Annotated in this window: 17 protein-coding genes; 11 read left to right on the plus strand and 6 right to left on the minus strand. The window is 72.2% G+C overall.

What is annotated here, in order from left to right; translation table 11 throughout:
• Window positions 1–59: 59 nt before the first annotated feature.
• The 4 genes from rnhA to ACFVYA_RS17025 all read left to right on the plus strand — a co-directional run bounded on the left by rnhA (window position 60) and on the right by ACFVYA_RS17025 (window position 5,405).
• A complete protein-coding gene (gene rnhA / locus ACFVYA_RS17010; protein WP_285993334.1) occupies window positions 60–521 on the plus strand; it encodes a ribonuclease HI in 462 nt (153 codons plus the stop codon).
• A 32-nt stretch (window positions 522–553) separates the two neighbouring features.
• Complete coding sequence (locus ACFVYA_RS17015) at window positions 554–934, plus strand: YchJ family protein (RefSeq protein WP_387045925.1); 381 nt, start codon at window positions 554–556, stop codon at window positions 932–934.
• A gap of 43 nt (window positions 935–977) precedes the next feature.
• Entirely contained in the window at window positions 978–2,210 is a 1,233-nt protein-coding gene (locus ACFVYA_RS17020) for a hypothetical protein (protein WP_387045928.1), read from the plus strand.
• Between the two features lie 117 nt (window positions 2,211–2,327).
• A complete protein-coding gene (locus ACFVYA_RS17025; protein WP_387045930.1) occupies window positions 2,328–5,405 on the plus strand; it encodes a carbohydrate-binding protein in 3,078 nt (1,025 codons plus the stop codon).
• A gap of 45 nt (window positions 5,406–5,450) precedes the next feature.
• On the opposite strand, the gene ACFVYA_RS17030 is transcribed toward ACFVYA_RS17025, so the two are convergent.
• Window positions 5,451–6,836 (minus strand): carboxylesterase/lipase family protein, encoded by a 1,386-nt coding sequence (locus ACFVYA_RS17030; protein WP_387045932.1) that lies wholly within the window; start codon window positions 6,834–6,836, stop codon window positions 5,451–5,453.
• 73 nt (window positions 6,837–6,909) lie between these two features.
• On the opposite strand from ACFVYA_RS17030, the gene ACFVYA_RS17035 reads away from it, so the two are divergent.
• Genes ACFVYA_RS17035 through ACFVYA_RS17045 form a run of 3 tightly spaced genes read left to right on the plus strand, consistent with a single transcriptional unit; the run spans window position 6,910 to window position 9,931 of the window.
• On the plus strand, window positions 6,910–7,317 hold the full coding sequence (locus tag ACFVYA_RS17035) for a nuclear transport factor 2 family protein (RefSeq protein WP_387045934.1): 408 nt from the start codon (window positions 6,910–6,912) through the stop codon (window positions 7,315–7,317).
• Window positions 7,318–7,350: 33 nt separating this feature from the next.
• Window positions 7,351–9,234: a Na+/H+ antiporter gene (locus tag ACFVYA_RS17040; RefSeq protein ID WP_387045937.1), complete on the plus strand. Its 1,884-nt coding sequence runs from the start codon at window positions 7,351–7,353 to the stop codon at window positions 9,232–9,234.
• A gap of 10 nt (window positions 9,235–9,244) precedes the next feature.
• Window positions 9,245–9,931 carry a histidine phosphatase family protein gene (locus ACFVYA_RS17045; protein WP_387045939.1) on the plus strand — a complete coding sequence of 229 codons (687 nt, stop codon included), beginning with the start codon at window positions 9,245–9,247 and terminating at the stop codon, window positions 9,929–9,931.
• Here ACFVYA_RS17045 and ACFVYA_RS17050 read toward each other — a convergent pair.
• Window positions 9,915–10,658, minus strand: coding sequence for an ABC transporter permease (locus tag ACFVYA_RS17050; RefSeq protein ID WP_387045940.1), 744 nt, complete (start codon window positions 10,656–10,658; stop codon window positions 9,915–9,917). The genes ACFVYA_RS17045 and ACFVYA_RS17050 overlap by 17 nt on opposite strands.
• Before the next feature lie 17 nt (window positions 10,659–10,675).
• The gene (locus ACFVYA_RS17055) at window positions 10,676–11,149 is read right to left on the minus strand and encodes an MmpS family transport accessory protein (protein WP_387045942.1); all 474 of its coding nucleotides are present in this window, start codon (window positions 11,147–11,149) and stop codon (window positions 10,676–10,678) included.
• Window positions 11,150–11,325: 176 nt separating this feature from the next.
• Between ACFVYA_RS17055 and ACFVYA_RS17060 the strand changes: the two genes are divergently transcribed.
• The 4 genes from ACFVYA_RS17060 (at window position 11,326) to ACFVYA_RS17075 (ending at window position 15,507) form a co-directional block, all read left to right on the plus strand.
• A complete protein-coding gene (locus tag ACFVYA_RS17060) occupies window positions 11,326–12,402 on the plus strand; it encodes a helix-turn-helix domain-containing protein (protein WP_387045944.1) in 1,077 nt (358 codons plus the stop codon).
• 106 nt (window positions 12,403–12,508) lie between these two features.
• Window positions 12,509–13,486, plus strand: coding sequence for a LacI family DNA-binding transcriptional regulator (locus ACFVYA_RS17065; protein ID WP_387045945.1), 978 nt, complete (start codon window positions 12,509–12,511; stop codon window positions 13,484–13,486).
• Window positions 13,487–14,217: 731 nt separating this feature from the next.
• Window positions 14,218–14,799 carry a DNA-binding protein gene (locus ACFVYA_RS17070; protein ID WP_285993346.1) on the plus strand — a complete coding sequence of 194 codons (582 nt, stop codon included), beginning with the start codon at window positions 14,218–14,220 and terminating at the stop codon, window positions 14,797–14,799.
• A 51-nt stretch (window positions 14,800–14,850) separates the two neighbouring features.
• Complete coding sequence (locus tag ACFVYA_RS17075) at window positions 14,851–15,507, plus strand: RES family NAD+ phosphorylase (RefSeq protein ID WP_004558748.1); 657 nt, start codon at window positions 14,851–14,853, stop codon at window positions 15,505–15,507.
• Here ACFVYA_RS17075 and ACFVYA_RS17080 read toward each other — a convergent pair.
• The 3 genes from ACFVYA_RS17080 to ACFVYA_RS17090 are packed head-to-tail and all read right to left on the minus strand — an operon-like array spanning window position 15,489 to window position 19,081.
• Window positions 15,489–16,139, minus strand: a complete 651-nt coding sequence (locus ACFVYA_RS17080; RefSeq protein WP_387045948.1) for an HAD family hydrolase — start codon at window positions 16,137–16,139, stop codon at window positions 15,489–15,491. The genes ACFVYA_RS17075 and ACFVYA_RS17080 overlap by 19 nt on opposite strands.
• On the minus strand, window positions 16,121–18,067 hold the full coding sequence (locus ACFVYA_RS17085) for a S9 family peptidase (RefSeq protein ID WP_387045951.1): 1,947 nt from the start codon (window positions 18,065–18,067) through the stop codon (window positions 16,121–16,123). Before ACFVYA_RS17085 ends, ACFVYA_RS17080 begins: the two co-directional genes overlap by 19 nt.
• A gap of 51 nt (window positions 18,068–18,118) precedes the next feature.
• Window positions 18,119–19,081 carry a TerC family protein gene (locus ACFVYA_RS17090; protein ID WP_387045953.1) on the minus strand — a complete coding sequence of 321 codons (963 nt, stop codon included), beginning with the start codon at window positions 19,079–19,081 and terminating at the stop codon, window positions 18,119–18,121.
• Window positions 19,082–19,191: the final 110 nt, after the last annotated feature.

Below are 19,191 nucleotides of genomic sequence, written 5' to 3' on the forward strand. Positions count from 1 at the left end.
CACCACCGTAACCCGGCGTGGCGGCCTTCGGCGACCACCACGACCGGTAGGGTCTCCGCGTGGACGTGGAGATCTACACCGACGGAGCGTGCAGCGGGAACCCCGGCCCGGGCGGCTGGGGCGCGGTCCTGCGTTACGGCAGGCACGAGCGCGAGCTGTACGGCGGCGAAGCCACGCCGACGACGAACAACCGCATGGAGCTGACGGCACCGATCCGCGCGCTGGAGAGCCTGACCCGGCCGTCGCAGGTGCGGGTGTACACGGACAGCACGTACGTGCGCAACGGAATCACGCAGTGGCTCCCCCGCTGGAAGAGCAACGGCTGGCAGACGGCGGCGCGCGCCCCGGTGAAGAACGCGGACCTCTGGCAACGCCTCGACGCGGCGATCGGCGGCCACACGGTCGAGTGGCTGTGGGTCAAGGGCCACGCGGGACACCCGGAGAACGAGCGAGCGGACCGGCTCGCGGTGCGCGGCGCCCAGGAGGCGCGGGAGCGCGGGAAGCCGGTCAACGCGGACTAGTCCGGAGTGGACGGTCGTGGAAGAATTCCCCGATGCCTCCCGCTGCGTGCCCGTGCGGCCTCGCCGAGTCCTACGCCGACTGCTGTGGCCGGTTCCACGACGGCAGCCTCACCGCTCCCACCGCCGAGTTGCTGATGCGCTCGCGGTTCAGCGCCTTCGCCGTCGGGGACACCGCGTACCTGCTGCGCACCTGGCACCCGGACACCCGGCCGCGGCAGCTCCGGCTCGATCCGGGCCAGGAGTGGACGCGGCTGGAGATCCTCGGCCGCAGCGGGGGCGGACTGCTGCACGCCGAGGGCACCGTCGAGTTCCGGGCGCACTACCGCCACCGGGGCCGGGACGGCTTCCTCGAGGAGAACAGCCGCTTCCGCCGTGAGGAGGGCCACTGGGTCTACCTCGACGCGGCGGCGTAAACCCGCCCCGCGCACCACGACGGTCGTGCTAAACAAGGCGGCGATGGGAAAACTGACGCGCCGCGCCCGGGCCAAGGCGGACTACCTCGGCTTCATCGGTGCCCGGGAGTGGCCGCTCGCCGCGTCCGGGGTGGGCGTTGCGCTCGGCGTGGTCACCATCCTCCCCAGCGCCGTCGGCGTCGTGCTCTCCGTCGTCGCGCTCGCGCTGGGCGTCGCCACCTTCACCCGGGACGTCCGGCTGCTGCGCCGCCGCTGGGCCGGGTTCGAGTTCACCACCATCGCCGCCCCCTTCCCGACCGCGGAGCTACCCCCGCCGCCCGCCTACCCGGACGCGGCCTACCTCGCCGTGCCCGCCCGCGGGACGGCGCTGGTCAGCGCCGCGATCGACCGCGAGCTGTGGGCGGAGCGGCACACGATCGACATCGCCGAGGAGCCCTACCGGCTGCCGCCGTCCCTCAAGGCCACCGCACCGCACGTGCTGCCGCTGCGGGCGCGCGGGCGGCTGCTGTTCAACGGCCCGATCGTCGGCATGCGCGGTGATCCGCTGCCGGCCGCCGGGGCGCGACCCGCGCCGATCCGGCTGCACCGGGCGCGGTTCTTCGACGCCGTCTGCTCGAACGAACTCGCCGCGCTCCGGATCACCCGCACCGACACCGGCGAAGAGTACGACCTGCGCAAGGCCGAGCTCACCGACACCGCGGGCGCCCTCCGGGAGCTGAGCAGCAGCGCGCTCGCCGACCTCGTCGGTGTCTCGACGGTCGCGTTCACCACCGACGGCAAGCTGGTCACCGTCCGGCAGTCGCCGCTCAACTCCGTCAGCGGGCTGCTGCTCGCCCCCTCGGGCAGCGGCTCGCTCGAGCCCCGCGACCTGCGCACCCCCGACGGCGGCCCGCGCCGGTTCCTCCACACCGCGATCCGCGCCGGGATGGAGCGCGAGCTGTGCGAGGAGAGCGGCCTCACCCCCGAAGACGTCCGCGAGACGAAGCTGGCCGGCTTCGCGCGCTGGATGGAGCGCGGCGCCAAACCCGAGTTCTTCGGGCTGACCCGGCTGTCGGTCGACAGCGCCGAGGTCGCCCGGCGCCGTCCGGTCAGCGGCGAGCGGCTCTACAGCGCGGGCCTGACGCTCTTCGACGTCGACCTCCCCGCGATCGGCGCCGCGCTCGCCGCCGGTGTCCCGCTCAGCGAGGCACTCCCCCCGCGGCTTGGGGAGGACGGATCCCTGCCGCTCCTGCTGGCCCTGCGCGCCGCCGCGGCGTGGCAGGCCGCCCGCGTCTGACGAAACGCCCCTGTTCTCGGCGTGACCGGGCCGCTACGATCGTCCGCAATTGTTAGGAAAGTTCCCTAACGATGGTCCGCTGTCCCCCGCCGCCGTGGGTGCCTAGGAGGCGCGCAAGTGAGCTATCGGCAGAGAAGAACCCGGACTCTCCTCGCGGCGGCCGTGCTGGCCGTCGCGGTGACCGGGGCGACCGTCCCGGCCGCAACCGGGCAGGAACCGGTGCGAGCGGTGGTCGCGGCCGCGGCCCCGGCGACCGCGGTCCCCGGTTTCCTGATCCAGACGTCGGCGCAGGTAGGCGACGACTCCGCGGTCTCCAAGCCCGGCTACAACACCTCCGGCTGGTACCCGGTCGGCCCGCGCTCGACCGTCTACGCCGGGCTGCTGGCCAACGGCAAGTACGCCGACCCGTTCTACTCGACCAACATGAAGAACGTGCCGACCGCGGACTTCCGGGTCCCGTGGTGGTACCGCACCGACCTGACGGTCGCCGACCCCACCCAGCGCACGTACCTGGACTTCAGCGGCGTGCTGTCGAAGGCCGACGTCTGGGTCAACGGGACGCGCGTCGCCGACAAGACGCAGGTCAACGGCGCCTACACCCGCCACGACCTCGACATCACCGCGCAGGTGAAGGCCGGCACGAACAGCGTCGCGTTCAAGGTCTACCCGAACGACCCGAACAAGGACCTCTCGATGGGCTGGATCGACTGGGCGCAGACCCCGCCGGACCAGAACATGGGCATCGTGCGGGACGTCCTCGTGCGCCGCAGCGGCCCGGTGGCGCTGCGCGGCGGCCACGTCGTCACGAAGCTGACCGGGCTGAGCCACGCCGATCTGACGGTGAAGGCCGACGTCCGCAACGACTCGGCGAGCGCGGTGAGCACGACGGTCTCCGGCACGGTCGCCGGGCGAGCGATCAGCCAGACGGTGAGTCTGGCGGCGAAGGAGAAGAAGACCGTCACCTTCGGGGTCGTCGGGATCGACAACCCGCAGGTCTGGTGGCCGGCCGGGATGGGCGGGCAGCCGCTCTACGACCTCGATCTGACGGCGAACGTCGGCGGCACCGCGTCGGACACCTCGCACTCGAGCTTCGGCGTGCGCACGGTGACGGCGAACAAGAACGCGAGCGGCGGCCGGGCGTACACGATCAACGGGCGCCCGCTGCTGATCAAGGGCGGCGGCTACTCGCCGGACCTGTTCCTGCGCTGGAACGCGCAGTACGCGGCGGACAAGCTGGCCTACGTCAAGGACCTCGGGCTCAACACCGTGCGCCTGGAGGGGCACATCGAGCCGGACGAGTTCTTCGACCTCGCCGACCGGTTGGGCGTGCTGACCCTGCCCGGCTGGGAGTGCTGCGACAAGTGGGAGGGCCAGGTCAACGGCGACGAGAAGGGTGACCCCTGGACCGCCGCCGACTACCCGGTCGCGAAGGCGTCGATGACCGCGGAGGCCGAGCGGCTGCGCGACCACCCGAGCGTCATCTCGTTCCTCATCGGCAGCGACTTCGCCCCCGACGCGACGATCGAGAAGAACTACCTCGACGCGCTGAGCGCCGCGGACTGGGCCACGCCGGTGGTCCCGGCCGCGTCGGCGAAGTCGTCGCCGCAGCTCGGGTCGTCCGGCATGAAGATGAACGGGCCGTACGACTACGTGCCGCCGAACTACTGGTACGACAAGGCGCACAGCGACCTCGGCGGCGCGTGGAGCTTCAACTCCGAGACCAGCGCCGGGCCGGACATCCCGACGATGGACACGCTCAAGCGGATGATGTCGTCGAGCGAGCTGGACACGATGTGGAAGAGCCCGTCGACCGCGCAGTACCACCGGTCGTCGTCTTCGACGTTCGCGAACCTGAAGCTCTTCGGCGACGCGCTGACCGGCCGCTACGGCAAGCCGGCGAGTCTCGACGACTTCGTCCGGAAGGCGCAGCTGGCGCAGTACGAGAACGTCCGCGCCGAGTTCGAGTCGCACTCGCGCAACTTCAGCGACGGCTCGAACCCGGCCACCGGGATCATCTACTGGATGCTCAACAGCGGCTGGACGTCGCTGCACTGGCAGCTGTTCGACGCCTACCTCGACCAGAACGGCTCGTACTTCGGGGCCAAGAAGGCGAACGAACCGCTGCACATCCAGTACTCGTACGACACCAAGTCGGTCGTGGTCGTGAACCACAACCACGACGCGGCGTCCGGCCTGACCGCCCGCGTGCAGTTGTTCAACCTGGACGGCACGCCGAAGTTCGACCAGACGAAGAGCGTTTCGGTCGGCGGTGACGGCGCCAAGACGACGGCGCTGACCATCGGTTCGGTGAGCGGGCTGTCGACGACATACCTGGCAAAGCTGGTCCTGACCGATTCGTCGGGCAAGGAGGTCAGCCGCAACGTGTACTGGCTGTCCACCAAGGCCGACACCCTCGACTGGGGCAACAGCGACTGGTACTACACGCCGACGACGTCGTACGCGGACCTGTCCGGGCTGAACGGTCTGGCGCAGGTCTCCCTCGGGTCGGCGGCCACGTCGACGGCCAACGCCGACGGCACCACGACGACCAAGGTGACGCTGAAGAACGACGCGGGCGGCAAGGTGCCGGCGTTCTTCGTCGACGCGCACGTGGTCGGCGCGGCGGGCGCGCCGGTGCTGCCGGTGCGCTGGACCGACAACCAGGTCAGCCTCTGGCCCGGTGAGTCGGCGACGCTGACGGCGACGTACCGGACCGCGGACCTCAAGGGCGCCAAGCCGTCCGTGCGGGTCGCGGGCTGGAACACCGGGACGAAGACGATCCCGGCGGACGGCTCGGTCGATCCGGGCCCGGGCAACCCGGTGGACTACCAGGCCGAGGACGCGACGATCACGAACGGCGTCGCCGAGTCCAACCACGCGGGCTACACCGGAACCGGGTTCGTCAACTACGACAACGCGACCGGCAGCGCGGTGGAGTTCGCCGTCAACGCGGCCGCGGCGGGCCCGGCGAACGTCGTCCTGCGGTTCGCCAACGGCACCACGGCGAACCGCCCGATGGACATCACGGTCAACGGCGCGAAAGTGGCGTCCGGGGTGGCCTTCGGCGGGACGGGGAACTGGGACACCTGGCAGACGGTCACGGTCCCGGTGACGCTGACCGCCGGGACGAACAAGATCAAGGCGACCGCGACGACCGCCGGCGGCGGTCCGAACGTCGACAAGATCACCGTCTAGCTCCGGTCCGAGGGCGGCACCTTCCCGGGAAGGTGCCGCCCTCGGTCATTCCCAGAGCAGGCGCTGCTCGCGGTCCGGGTCGGACACCGTCGTCGAGACGTCGTCGAAGAGGCGCGTGACGCGGTCCACCGTCGTGTACCGCGGCCAGCCCGGGTCGCCGGTGGTCACGAAGCGGACCCACGCGTCGAACATCTCCGTCGCCACCGCCTGCATGCGCTCCGCCGGGAACGGGCGGCCGGCGAAGAGGAAGCGCCAGTTGCGGTTGCGGATGTCGTCGAACATCAGCGGCAGATCGAGCCCGTGCGCCGCGCCCAAGCCGCGGCCGCGCGGGGCGACGCGCCAGTCCAGGCGGTACATCCAGGCGTCCGGCTGCGCTTCGGCGAACCGGATCGCCGGGATCCACCAGTCTCCCGCCGTCAGTGCGCGGTTGCGGATCTGGTCCTCCGGCCAGCTGAATAGGTCGTTATACGCCGCGACGGCCTTCTCGATCGCGGGGGCGTCCAGCATGGTCGAGCCGACGCCCAGCAGTTTCGCGCCGCCGGACTGCAGCCAGCTGAACAGGTCCTCCTCGTCGGCCGTCGTCCCGATCAGCAGCGGGACCTCGCGCACGCCGTCCAGCGGGCGGCGCGCCAGCAGCTCGTCGCCGACGACCACGCGGTAGGTCACCTTGGTGCCCGACGCCGCCGAAACCCGTTGCTGCGCCTCGAGGATCCGCGTCACCGGCAACGTCGCCAGGTCCTCCGGCGAAGCGTCCAGCTCCGCGAGGACCGCCGAAGCGACCGCCGCGCCTTCGTCCGGTGTGTGCACGACCGAGCCGACGCCGGTGCCGCTCTGCACGATCGCCTGGTGGACCAGGCCGCGGGTGGCGGGCACGGCCAGCAGCGTCCCGACCGTGCGGCCGCCGTTGGACTGCCCGGCCAGCGTCACCCGGCCCGGGTCGCCCCCGAAGGCGGCGACGTTGTCCCGCACCCATTCGAGCGCGGCGACCTGGTCGCGCAGGGACAGGTTGGTGTCGGCGACGCCGGGCAGGTGCAGCATCCCGAGCACGCCGAGCCGGTAGGCGACAGTCACGACGACGACACCTCGCCGCGCGTACGCGGAGGCGTCGAACTGGTGCGGCGCACCCATCACGCCGCCTCCGCCGTGGATCCACACCAGCACCGGGTACGAGCCCGGCGAGGCGGGCGCGTAGACGTTCAGGAAGAGGCAGTCCTCGTCACCGGTGAAGCCGCGCCCGGTCAGTGCGGGCTGCGGCGCGCGCGGCGCCCACCGGGTGGCGTCCCGGACACCCGGCCACGGCGGCACCGGACGCGGTGCGCGGAACCGCAGCTGCCCCACCGGCGGCTCGGCGTACGGCACCCCGAGGAACGTCCGCACTCCGTCCCGCCCGGACCCGCGCAGGGCGCCGGCCGCGATCTCCACCGTCGTCACGAACCCAGCCTATGAGCTTGCGCTGGAGTGCGCTCCAGCGTGTTGACTGGGGCACACATACCGGGAGGGAACCATGGGCGCGTCCGAAAACAAGCAGCTCCTGAAGACGGCGTTCGACGCCTGGGCGACCGGCGACATCCGGCCGCTCATCGCCGCGATGGCCGACGACGTCACCTGGACGGTCAGCGGGCACAACAGCTGGTCCGGCCGCTTCAGCGGCAAGGACTCGGTCCGCCGCGACCTGCTCGGCCCGCTGGGCGCCCAGTTCGACGGCACCTACACCAGCACGGCGAGCCGGTTCGTCGCCGAAGACGACGTCGTCGTGGTCGAGACGCGGGGCAGCGTCGCGACCAAAGCCGGGGCGCGCTACGACAACGAGTACTGCTTCGTCTTCCGCGTCGAGGACGGCCGGATCCGCGAGATCACCGAGTACATGGACACCCAGCTGGTCGCGGAGGTGCTCCCGGAGCTGGCCCGGTGACGCCCACGACGGCTTCCGGGTGATGATTACCCCGTGCACATAGCGGCAGAGATAGTGGCGCTGGTCGTGACCGTCCTCGTCGTCAGCGCGGTGGCGCGGCGGCTGGACTGGTCCGCCCCGCTGTGCCTGATCGTCGTCGGCGTCGCCGGCTCGTACGTCCCCGGCGTGCCCGAGGTCCACCTCGACCCCGAGGTCGTGCTGCTCGGCCTGCTGCCCCCGCTGCTGTACTCGGCGGCCATCCAGACGTCCCTGGTCGACTTCCGGAAGAACCGCGGCGCGATCGGGCTGATGTCGGTCGGGCTCGTCGTGTTCACCGCGATCGGCGTCGGCTTGGTCGCCTGGGCGGTGATCCCCGGGCTCCCGCTGGCCGGCGGCATCGCCCTCGGCGCGGTCGTGGCGCCCCCGGACGCGGTCGCCGCCAGCGTCGTCGCCCGCCGGGTCGGCATGCCGCGCAAGCTGATCCGGCTCCTGGAGGGCGAGAGCCTCTTCAACGACGCGGCCGCGCTGGTCGCCCTCCGCACGGCCATCGCCGCGCTGGCCGGCTCGGTCAGCCTCTGGCAGGTCGGCGCGGACTTCTTCCGCGCGGCCATCGGCGGGGCCGTGGTCGGCCTGGTCGTCGGCTTCGTCGCCGCGTTCATCCGCGCCCGGATGACCGAGCCGGTGCTCGACACCGCGCTGTCGTTCGCCGTGCCGTTCATCGCCTACATCCCGGCCGAGGCGATCCACGGCTCCGGCGTGCTCGCGGTGGTGATCGCCGGGCTCATCCTCGGGCACAAGGCGCCGCAGATCCTGTCCGGCTCCGCCCGGCTGGCGTCCCGGCTGAACTGGCAGACCATCCAGTTCCTCCTGGAGAACCTGGTCTTCCTGCTGATCGGCCTGCAGCTGCGGCGGATCCTCGCCGAGGTCGGCGAGAGCGGGCTCTCGCTGCTCACGCTCACCTGGATCTGCGTCGCCGTGCTCGGCGCGACCATCCTCACCCGCGTGCTGTACCTGATCGGCATCGGCACGGTGAAACGCGTCAAACGGCGCTTCCTGCCGGGCAAGGTCAAGGTGAAGATCTGGCCGTGGCGCTATTCGGCCGTCATCGCGTGGGCGGGCATGCGCGGGGTGGTGACGCTCGCGGCCGCGTTCGTCCTGCCCGCGGACACCCCGCAGCGGGCCGTGCTCGTGCTCGCGGCGTTCGTCGTCGTGGCCGGCACCCTGGCCGTGCAGGGCATGACGCTGCCGCCCCTGATCCGGCGGCTGCGCCTGCCGCGGCCGGACCCCGCGGAGGACGCGCTGCAGGAGGCGGCCGTCCTCCACGACATGACCCGGGCCGCGCTGGCCAAGCTGGAGGAGATCCGGCAGCCCGACGACCCGCCGGAGATCATCCAGCGCCTGCGTGACCGGCTGCAGCACCGCGCCGACTCGGCGTGGGAGCAGCTCGGCCGGCAGAGCGCGCTGGCCGAGACGCCGAGCGACGCCTACCGCCGGCTGCGGCTGGAGCTCCTGGAGGTGGAGCGCAACCAGTTCCTCAAGGCCCGCGCCAGCGGCAGCGCCGACGACGACGTCCTGCGCCGGGTCCTGGAGCGGCTGGACATCGAGGAGTCCATGCTCGACCGCGACGAGGCCGAGCCGGACGTGGAGGGCCGCGAACTGCGCACCCCGGCCGCGACGGCGGGGTCGTGCAAGCACCTGGCCCACGAATGGGTCGACAAGGAACCCAGCTCGGCCGACAGCTGCGCGGCCTGCCTCGCCGAGGGCACGACGTGGGTGCACCTGCGGATGTGCCTGAAGTGCGGCAACGTCGCCTGCTGCGACTCTTCGCCGCGCCGCCACGCGACCCGGCACTTCCACGAGAGCCGTCACCCGGTGATGCGCAGCTTCGAGCCGGGCGAGACGTGGCGGTGGTGTTTCGTGGACAAGCAGCTCGGTTAAGGTCGGGGATATGAGCACCCCGGAGCAGGAGATCGAGTACCGCCAGCACCGTTTCAGCCCGCCCCCGGGCTCGACGGAGATCTTCCTGGTCCGGCACGGCGAGTCCGCTCCGGCCCGCGGCGACGACCCCTTCGAGCTCGTCGACGGCCAGGCCGACCCGGACCTCGCCCCGGAGGGCCGCGACCACGCCCAGCGCGTCGGCGTCCGGCTCGCCGGCGAGCGGATCGACGCGATCTACGTGACGACGCTGCGCCGCACGGTGCAGACCGCCGCGCCGCTGGCGGACAAGCTGGGCCTGACCCCGGTCGTCGAACCGGACCTGCGCGAGATCCACCTGGGCGAGTGGGAGAACGGCCTGTTCCGGAAGTACACCACCGAAGGCCACCCGATCGTCGAACGGCTGTGGGCCGAGCAGCGCTGGGACGTGATCCCGGGCGCGGAGTCCGACGAGCGGTTCGGGGCCCGGCTGCGCGGCGCGCTCACCCGCATCGCGGCCGCGCACCCCGGCCGGCGCGTCGCGGTGTTCACCCACGGCGGCGTGATCGGCGAGGTGTTCGCCCAGGCCAGCCGCTCGGTCGAGCGGTTCGCGTTCCTCGGCGCCGACAACGGGTCGATTTCGCACCTGGTGCTGCACGGCGACAACTGGATCGTGCGGCGCTTCAACGACACCGCCCACCTGGCTACGCCGCTCGGCTGAGCTTCCCGGCCGCGACGAGCTGGACGGTCACCAGGATCGACACGGCTTCTGCGGCCAGCAGCCCGATCAGCACGAGCACCTGCGTCAGCCCGGCCTGGATCGGGCCTGCGCCGCCGAGCAGGACGCCGACGTAGGCGCCGGGGAGCGTCACCAGGCCGACCGTGCGGGTCTGGTCGAGCGCCGGGATGAGCGCGTGGCCGGCCGAGGGGCGGCAGATCTCCAGCGCGGCCGGGCGCGGCAGGAACCCCAGCGCCAGCGCGGCTTCGTACTCGCCGTGCCGGGCCTCGAGCTCGTCGAGGGCGCGGCGGGCGGCCTGCGACGTCGCGGTCATGGCGCCGCCGATCACGATGCCGGCGATCGGCACGACGGCGATCGGCTTCGGCGGGACGACGCCGGCGCCGAGGACCAGCGCGAGCACGGGCGCGACGCCGGCGGCGATGGCCAGGGCCGTCCACGGGAGGTTCTTCAGGGTGCCGGCGCGGCGCGCCGACGTCACCGCGGCGATCCCGAACATCAGCAGCACGAAGAGGCCGGTGAGCGGCGCCGAGCGCAGGACGGCGGTGATCACCAGCGACACGGCGGCGAGCTGGACGACCGCGCGGGCGGCGGCGATCAGCACCGCGCGCCCGTCACCGAGGCCGCCGGCCCGGACGACGGCCGCACCCGCGACGGCGAGCAGGACGAGGACCGCCACCAGGGCGGGGCCGAAGGTGATCGCGGCGTTCACGCCGCCGATCCTGCCGCTCAGACGGCGCAGCTGAAGAGGCGGTCCGGCTCGGTCTCGGTCTTCTCGGCGACGACGACGCCGTCGACGACGATCCGGCACCGCAGCGCGCCGGGCCCGGGGTTGCGGGCGGCGATGCTGTAGAACTCGGTGCGGCCGGCGGGGCCGACCCGGGTGAACTGCGTGGACCACGGCGTCGCGACCTCGGCGTGCTGGGTCAGCACCGAGCCCGCGGCGGCGTAGGTGACGTTGCGGGCGCCGTGCGCGCCGAGCAGTTCGTAGACGACGCTGTGGTTGACGGTGCGGACCGCGGCCGGAGCGACCGGCGCGGCGGCGGGCTCTTCGCTGCCGGGGCCGCGCGCGGACCGGGGCACGACGTAGACGGTCACCGCGAAGGCCGCGGCGAGCACCCCGAGGACGACGACGAAGCTGCCGGCCGGCCGAGCCCGCCCGGCGCAGTCGCGCTGGGCCCGGGTCGCGGTGGAAACGCCCATGGAGAGGTCTTCTCTCGTCGCGCGCACTTCCGTCGAGTGCGTCGACCTATATCTCGCCGTGACCTGACGGGGCGTTAGCAGCTCTTCGCGGGAAGTTCGATGTTCACCCGGACGGGGGTCTCCCGAGGCGCCGGACTTCGCCGGATTTTGTCGGACCCGCGGGGGATGATCGGGGTGTGTACGAAGAGGCGGCAGCGCCGTTGGTGCTGCGAGGCGTGGCGAAATGCGTGTGGCGATCGGCTTCGGAGGGCCCGAAGAGGATCGTCCCGGACGGCTGCGTGGACCTGGTCGTCGGCGACGGTGCGGCGTTCGTGGCCGGCCCGGACACGACGGCGTGGTCATCGGAGTCGCGTCCGCAAGCGGTGCTGAGCGGGATCCGGTTCCGGCCGGGCCGCGCGGCGGCGGCCCTGGGCGTGGCGGCGGACGAGTTGCGTGATCGGCGGGTGCCGATCGGTGAGCTGTGGGGAAGGTCGCTGGCGGAGAGGTTGGCGGCCGGGGAGGTATCGCCGGCCGAGGCGGTGGCCGGCCGGCTCGGGGAGTTGCCGCCGGAGGATCTGGCGGTGGCGGAGCTGATCGCCCGGCTGGACGCGGGAGTGGCCCGGGTCGGCGAAGCGGCGGCGGGGTTGATCAGGCGATCCGGAGAGGAGGCGGCACCAACGAGGGCCGGCGAAGAATGCCGCACGAGCATCGCCGGGAACCCGCTCGGGAACGCTGGCGAGGAAGCAGCGCGACCCGGCGCCATGGTCGGCCACGTCACGGCGAGCGGCAGCCCATTCGCCGTCGGCCGCGAAGCGGCACCAACCATCCTGACCCCACCTCCAGCCGCAACCAGCGCCGCCCCATTCGCAGGCAGCGGCAGCGAAGCGGCACCAGCGCTCCTTACCCCACCTCCAGCCGCAACCAGCGCCGCCGGGTTCGCCGGAGCCGGCGTGGGGCGGGCGGCGGTCGTCGTCGCCCGGGTCGAAGATCCCGTCCTGTCCGCCGCGGTGAGCGAGCGGCGGCTGCGGCGGCGGTTCGTCCAAGCCGTCGGGTACGGGCCGGCCACCTACCTCCGGGTCAGCCGGTTCCAGCGGGCCGTTGCGCTCGCTCCGCACGTCCCGGGCCTGGCCGCGCTGGCGGCCGCCGCGGGGTATGCCGATCAAGCGCACCTCGGCCGGGAGTGCCGGGCGCTGACCGGTCTCACGCCGCGCCGCTACTTCCGCGGACCCTCCACTGTGGACGCTGCGGTGCGTGATCGACTCCGTTCGGCGTAACTCTTGCGGTCAACCGGAAGTGGCTGTTCACCCAAAAAGGTAAGCGGACGGTAAACGACTACCAAGAGCGCTATCCTCCCCCTCGACGAGTGATCAGGGAGGGCGTGTGGCCACCATCAGCGACGTCGCGGCGAGAGCCGGCGTCTCCACGGCGACCGTGTCGCGCGCGCTCAACGGAAAGTCCACTGTGGACCCCACGCTCGCCGCCCGGGTCCAGGAAGCGGCCGCCGAGCTCGGGTATCACCCGAACGGGTTGGCCCGGAACCTCCGCCGGCAGGAGACCGCGGTGCTCGCGCTGATCATCTCCGACGTCGAGAACCCGTTCTTCACCGCCATCGCGCGGGGCGTCGAGGACCTCGCGCAGCGGTCCGGGTATTCGGTGGTGCTGTGTAATTCGGATGAAAACGAGGACAAGGAGCGGCGCTACATCGAGGTCGCGCTGCAGGAGCGCGTCGCCGGCGTGGTGCTGTCGCCGACCGGCCGGTCGACGAACGTCGAGGGCCTCCGCCGCCAGGGCACACCGCTGGTGGCGGTGGACCGGCCGTTGCAGGCCGCGGAGGGCGACCAAGTGCTGGTCGACACCCGTCACGCGGCCGCCGAAGCCACCCGGCACCTGCTCGCCGGCGGCTACCGGCGCGTCGGCTGCCTGACCGGGCCGCCGGGCGTCCGCACGGCCGAAGACCGCCTGGCGGGGTACGCCGACGTCGTGGGTGCGGAGAACGTCCTGTTCCGCCGGGGGGAATACCGCGCGGAGGGCGCCCGGCTGGCGGCGCTGGAACTGCTCGACGAGCCATCGCCGCCGGACGCGCTGCTGGTCGCGAACAGCACGATGGCGATCGGAGTGCTGGAGGCCCTCGCGGCTCGCGGGCTGCGCCCGGGCCGAGACGTGGGCATCGTTTCGTTCGACGACGCACCCTGGACAACGCTCGTCGACCCACCTCTGACGGTGGTCGCCCAGCCGGCGTACGAAGTCGGCCGGGTGGCGGCCCAGCTCCTGCTGGCCCGCATCACGGACAGCAGCCGCGACACAACGACGACGACGCTCGAAGCCCGGCTGATCGTCCGGAAGAGCTCCCGCCGCTGACGCCCCGGGGCGCGGCCGCCGGGCCGGTTCGCCCCTGGGCAGGTCGGCCGGCCCACCCAAAGGGGCGGGCCGCGTGCCTGGAGAGTCGGCCGGCGCGCCCGGAGGGGTCGGCCACGCATCCAGAAGGTCGCCCGCACGCCCAGCAGGGTCGGCCCACACACCCAGAAGCTCGCCCGCACGCCCAGCAGGGCCGGCCGGCGCACGGAGAAAGTCGCCCCGCCCCCAGAGTGCCGGTCCGCGCGCCCGGAAGTCGACCAGCGCGCCCGGAGGGGGGCCGCATGCCCAGAAGGTCGACTGGCGCACCGGAAGTCCACCAGCGCGCGGGAGGGGCGGGCCGCGCACCCAGAAGGTCGGCTGGCAAGCCCGGAGAGTCGCCCCGCGTGCCGGCAGAGGCGCCGAGAGCGACGTGCCTGAGGGGCCGGCTCGTGCCGGGCCCCCAGGCACGCCCCACCCCCTGTGTCCCCCACCACCGGCGCCGGAGCGCCGGAGGTCTGTGAGCACGGAGCGGAAATCGTTTACTCATCCGGAACGTAGGTCCGCGGGCACGCAGTGTCAAGCCCGGGCGGGGGCTGGACAAGTGCCGCCCATCCGGGGAAACTGACCGGAAGTTGCCTACTCAACGTGTTGGATGATGTGCCCTGAGTGTCGATCTCTGGTGAATTCACCCACAGACAGGGCACGAAACCGCACGAACCCGCACACCCGCGCTGTTTCGGGTTAATCTGAGCCACATGTCTGTAGCGCTGGAGAACATCCTCGCCAAGGCGGGCCTGAAGGTCGACGCGAATGAGTTCCTCACTCTCGTCGAAGACGCGGCGCGCAGACTGTCCCCACCGAATCCGGATCCGTCGCACTACTTCTCGGCCGATCAGCGCGCCGCGCTCACCGACGTCGGGCTGGATCTCTCGCCGCGGCGGGAGGACGAACCCGACTTCAGGGCACGCACCGTCGCCGCCCACGCCGTGCTCGCCGAAGGGGCCCTCAGCGTCAACGAGGCGGCCAAGACCCTCGGGGTCGACGACAGCCGGATCCGGCACCGCCTCAAGGAAGGGCGGCTGACCGGCTGGAAGGACGGCGGGTGGCGGCTCCCCGCCTGGCAATTCGCCGGCTCGGGCGTGCTGCCCGGCCTGGAAGTCGTCCTCAAAGCCCTGCCCGGCGACCAGCCCGCTCTCGTCGTCGCCGCCTTCATGAGCACTCCGCAGGCCGATCTGGTGATCAACGAGCAGCCCGCGACCCCGCGCCAATGGCTCCTCTCCGGTGGTGACCCGGACCACGTCGCCCGCCTCATCGCCACGCTCGGCACGCCGCTCTAGGCTGGACCCTCCCGAGCAAGATCACCGACAAGGACGGACCACCACCGACCCATGGCCCGGCTCCCGCTGCCGCCCGCCCGATCCGTCCTGGTCCGGCAGCTGAACCGCGCCGACGACGTGGTGACGGTCCAGCCCGCGACCAGGCTCGTACGGATCTTCACCGCGCACGGCAACCACCCCCAGCAGTGGAACTCGTTCCGCTACACCGGCCCGCTCCCGCACGGCCGCTTCGACCAGCAGTCGCCCGGCCGCGGCGGCGCGCCGGTCACCGATCCCGCCAACGGCGTCCTCTACTTCGGTCTCACCGTGCGCACGTCGGTCGCCGAGGTCTTCCAGACCAGCTCGACGGTCGACCGCCGCACCCGCGGTCCCCGGCTGGTCGTCGTCCGCCCGACGCGCACCCTGCGCCTGCTCGACCTGACCGGCCTCTGGCCGACGCGGGTCGGCGCATCGCAGGAGATTTCCAGCGGCCCGAAGAAGCTGACGCAGGCGTGGGCCCGCGCGATCCGCGGCGCGTTCAGCGATCTCGACGGCCTCTGGTACCGCTCGTCGATGGACTCCGGCGACCCCGCGATCTGCCTGTGGGACCCGCCCGCGGGCGCCGCGCTCCCGATCGCGCCGGACGTGCTGCTGCCGCTGGACCACCCGGGCCTGGACGTCCCGCTGGGCCGGGTCTGCGAAGAGCTGAACTACACGCTGCTGAACTGAGCCGCCAGCACCGGGATGATCGCCCGCAGGTCCGGGCCGTCGACGACGTGGGTCGCGACGGCGCGGGCGGCCGGAGCCGCGTTGAAGCCGATGCTCGTCCCGACGGCCGCGAAGAGCGGCAGATCGGACCGGCTGTCCCCGACCGCGGCACACCGCTGCGGCGCGAAGCCCTGCGAGAGCGCGAAGTCGCGCTTGCCGTACTCGTCGAGGTGCTCGGCGACCCGGCCGGTGTAGCGCCCGTCCTCGGCCTCCGGCACCGGCCCGCAGTACGCGGCGAACCCGAACCGCCCGGCGAGCATGCGCCCCACCGGCGTCCACGCGAGCGTCGTCAGGATCGGGCGCAGGCCGTGGTCGTGGCACCACGCCACCGTTTCGGCGATCCCGTCGACCAGCGGCAACGTCTCGAGCCGCGTCGCGATCTCGGCTTCGGTGTGCCCGGCCCAGCCGCGGGCGTCGATCACCGACGCCTCCTGGTTGGTCATCCGGCCCGCGACGTAGGCCGCTTCGGCCGCGACGAGCTCGGCCTCGTGGCCCAGCGCGGCGGCCACCCACGCGCACGAGCTCGTGCCGGGCACGAGGGTCCCGTCGACGTCGAAGCAGACCAGCCCGCGCATCACAGGTGCCGCGACCACCACTCGAGGATCGCTTCGAAGCGCTGGACGCGGTGCCGTGGGCGGCCGGACCGGCTCAGCTCGTGGCCTTCGCCGGGGAACACGAGCATCTCGGCGGGCGCGCCGGCCCGGCGCAGGGCCACGAACATCCGCTCCGCCTGCTCCAGCGGGCAGCGCCAGTCCTGCTCCGAATGCACCACGGCGAACGGGATCTTGATCTGCGCCGCGTACGAAAGCGGTGAACGGTCGCGCTGGACTTCCGGCGAGGAGCCGATGTAGGCGTCGACGAAGAAGTAGCCGATGTCGGAGCTGCCGACCATCGAGTCCCACGCGTTGACCGCGCGCTCGCTCCACGCCGCCTTGAAGCGCTCGCCGTGGTGAGCGGCCAGCCAGCTCGTCATGAACCCACCGTACGAGCCGCCCATGATGCCCACGCGGGAGGCGTCCAGGTCCGGGCGTTCGAGCGCCTTGTCGAGCAGCGCCAGGACGTCGTCGACGTCGACCGTGCCGAAGCCGTGCGTGATCGCGTGGCCGTGCGTCTGCCCGTACCCCGCCGACCCGCGCGGGTTGCCGACCACCACCGCGTAGCCCGCCGACGCGTACACCTGCGCCTCGTCGAACACCGCCCACTCCTGCTGGGTGAACGGGCCGCCGTGCACCACGCGCAGCACCGGGTGCGGGCCCTCGCCCTCGGGCAGCACCAGCCAGCCGTGCACCGGGTAGCCGTCCGGGGCGGTGGTCTCCAGCTCGATCATCGGCCGGATGCCCTTGTCCCGCAACGGCTTCGAGTAATCGGTCAGCACCCGCGGGTCGCCGTCGCCGAGCAGCACGACCTCCCCGGCGGTCGACGGCGTGGCGATCACCGCCGCCAGCACCGAGCCGTCCAGCGTGAACGACCGGACCGCGGCCTGGTCCGCGTAGACCACCGCGAGGTCGGCCAGCGGGGCCTCGGTCGCGTCGACGCCGACCGCGCGCAGTTCCACCGCGCCGCGGTGGCGGACGGCCACCAGCACGTCGTCCCCGCGAGGCGCCGGCGGACCCGCCGCGGTTTCGCAGTCCACCGTCTCGGCGTCGGTGAGCCGCCGGGCCTTCACCGGGCCCGCTCCGAATTCGGGCGTCGCCGCGTAGAGCCCGGTGGGCGCGGCTTCGTGGTGCTCTTCGAAGGACTGTCCGAAGTAGAACAACGTGCCATCGGTGCCGAACGCCGGCCGCTCCGAGTAGCCTTCGCACCGCACGACGACCTCGGGCTCGCCGCCCTCGGCGGAGATCGCGCAGATGTCACGCGAGTCGCTCTCGGCCGCGCCCCAGTCCGGCGGCGCCGTGAACACCACGCGCGTGCCATCCGGCGTCCAGGCCGGGTGGGCCGCGTCGAACCCGTCGCCGGTCAGCGGCTCGAGCTCCCCGGGCTCGAGCGTCGCGACGGCGTCGACGACGAACAGCCGCTGCATGCGGTCGCGCAGGAACCCGACGTCGTCGATCCGGTAGTCCATCCGCGTGATCCGGCGCGGGGCCTCGGCGGCCGGCTCCGGCGTCTCGCCGTCGGCGTCCGGCGTGCCGTAGCGGCCGGCCTCGGGCACGCGGGCGGTGAACGCGATCCGCCGCGAGTCCGGCGCCCACACCGGTTCTCCGGCCCCGAGGTGCAGCGACGTCAGCCGGCGGGCTTCCCCGCCGTCCGACGGCATCACGTGCAACTGCGGGCTGCCGTCGGCGCCCTGGCCCTCCCCCGCGCGGAGGAACGCCACCCAGCGCCCGTCCGGCGAGATGGCCGGGGCGGAGTCGCGCGGACCGTGGGTCCACGCGGCCTCACCACCGTCGAGCGACACGCGCCGCACCGCACTGTGCGTGGCGTTCGCCTGGAGATCCGGTCTCTTCAACGCCGTGAGCAGCAGGTTCCCGCGCAGGGCGGGACGGCCGAGGACGACGAGGGCTTCGATGTCGGCAGGACGCACGTCCCGACCGTACCCGAATTCCTTAGCGGTGCGAACGAGTTCGGCCAGGTCTTACGCGGCGACCTGCTTGCGCTCGTCGCGCCGGGCCTTGGCCAGGCTGGCCACCGTGGTCACCGACAGCACGACGATGATCACGCCGAGGGAGACCCAGTTGTTGATGTCCAGCCAGTCCGGCACGACGTGGTACTCGTGCAAGGCGTGCAGGAACAGCTTCGCCCCGATGAAGGCGAGGATGAACGCGAGGCCGTAGCTGAGGTACACGAGCTTCGTCACCAGGCCGCCGAGCAGGAAGTACAGCTGCCGCAGGCCCATCAGCGCGAACGCGTTGGCGGTGAAGACGAGGAACGCCTCCTGGGTGATGCCGAAGATCGCCGGGATCGAGTCGACGGCGAACAGCAGGTCCGCGGAGCCGATGGCCACGATCACCAGCAGCATCGGCGTGATCATCCGCTTGCCGTCGATCTTCACCGTGTACTTGTGGCCGTGGTAGTCGTCGGTCACCGGGGCGAACCGGCGGACCTGCCGGGTGACGGCGTTCTCGTGGTACTCCTCGTCCTCACCCTTGCCGCGCACCATGCTGATCGCGGTCCAGATCAGGATCGCGCCGAAGAGGAAGAACACCCAGACGAACTGCGCGATCAGCGCGGCGCCGATGGCGATGAAGACGCTCCGCATGGCCAGCGCGAGCAGGATCCCGACCAGGAGCACGCGGTGCTGGTGGATGGCGGGCACCTTGAACGAGCCCATGATGATCATGAAGATGAACAGGTTGTCGACGCTCAGCGAGTACTCGGTGATGTACCCGGTGAAGAACTCGACACCCGGGTCGTGCCCGGCGAAGACCCACACGCCGATGCCGAAGACGATCGCGCACGAGACGTAGAAGATGACCCAGCGAGCCGCTTCCCCCGTGGTCACTTCGTGCGGCTTGCGATCGACGATGACCAGATCCAGCGCGATCAGCGCGAGCAGGCCACCGATCGTGGCGATCCACAGCCACAGGGGGACAGTCATGGAACTCGAACCTCCGGATAGTGCGCAGCAGCAACTAACCGGAGGTCTCTCCCGCCGGTGGAACCACCGGCCGACGGTGCCGGGGGACGCAAGGCCACCGTGCTGACGAC

The organism is Amycolatopsis sp. NPDC058278 (assembly GCF_042881395.1).
Taxonomy (GTDB): domain Bacteria; phylum Actinomycetota; class Actinomycetes; order Mycobacteriales; family Pseudonocardiaceae; genus Amycolatopsis.

What these genes read in the sequence shown, in the direction of transcription:
- ACFVYA_RS17015 (WP_387045925.1), top strand. Translation starts at nt 554, where the DNA reads ATGCCTCCCGCTGCGTGCCCGTGCGGCCTCGCCGAGTCCTACGCCGAC.
- ACFVYA_RS17020 (WP_387045928.1), top strand. Translation starts at nt 978, where the DNA reads ATGGGAAAACTGACGCGCCGCGCCCGGGCCAAGGCGGACTACCTCGGC.
- ACFVYA_RS17035 (WP_387045934.1), top strand. Translation starts at nt 6,910, where the DNA reads ATGGGCGCGTCCGAAAACAAGCAGCTCCTGAAGACGGCGTTCGACGCC.
- ACFVYA_RS17045 (WP_387045939.1), top strand. Translation starts at nt 9,245, where the DNA reads ATGAGCACCCCGGAGCAGGAGATCGAGTACCGCCAGCACCGTTTCAGC.
- ACFVYA_RS17055 (WP_387045942.1), bottom strand. Translation starts at nt 11,149, where the DNA reads ATGGGCGTTTCCACCGCGACCCGGGCCCAGCGCGACTGCGCCGGGCGG.
- ACFVYA_RS17070 (WP_285993346.1), top strand. Translation starts at nt 14,218, where the DNA reads ATGTCTGTAGCGCTGGAGAACATCCTCGCCAAGGCGGGCCTGAAGGTC.
- ACFVYA_RS17075 (WP_004558748.1), top strand. Translation starts at nt 14,851, where the DNA reads ATGGCCCGGCTCCCGCTGCCGCCCGCCCGATCCGTCCTGGTCCGGCAG.
- ACFVYA_RS17090 (WP_387045953.1), bottom strand. Translation starts at nt 19,081, where the DNA reads ATGACTGTCCCCCTGTGGCTGTGGATCGCCACGATCGGTGGCCTGCTC.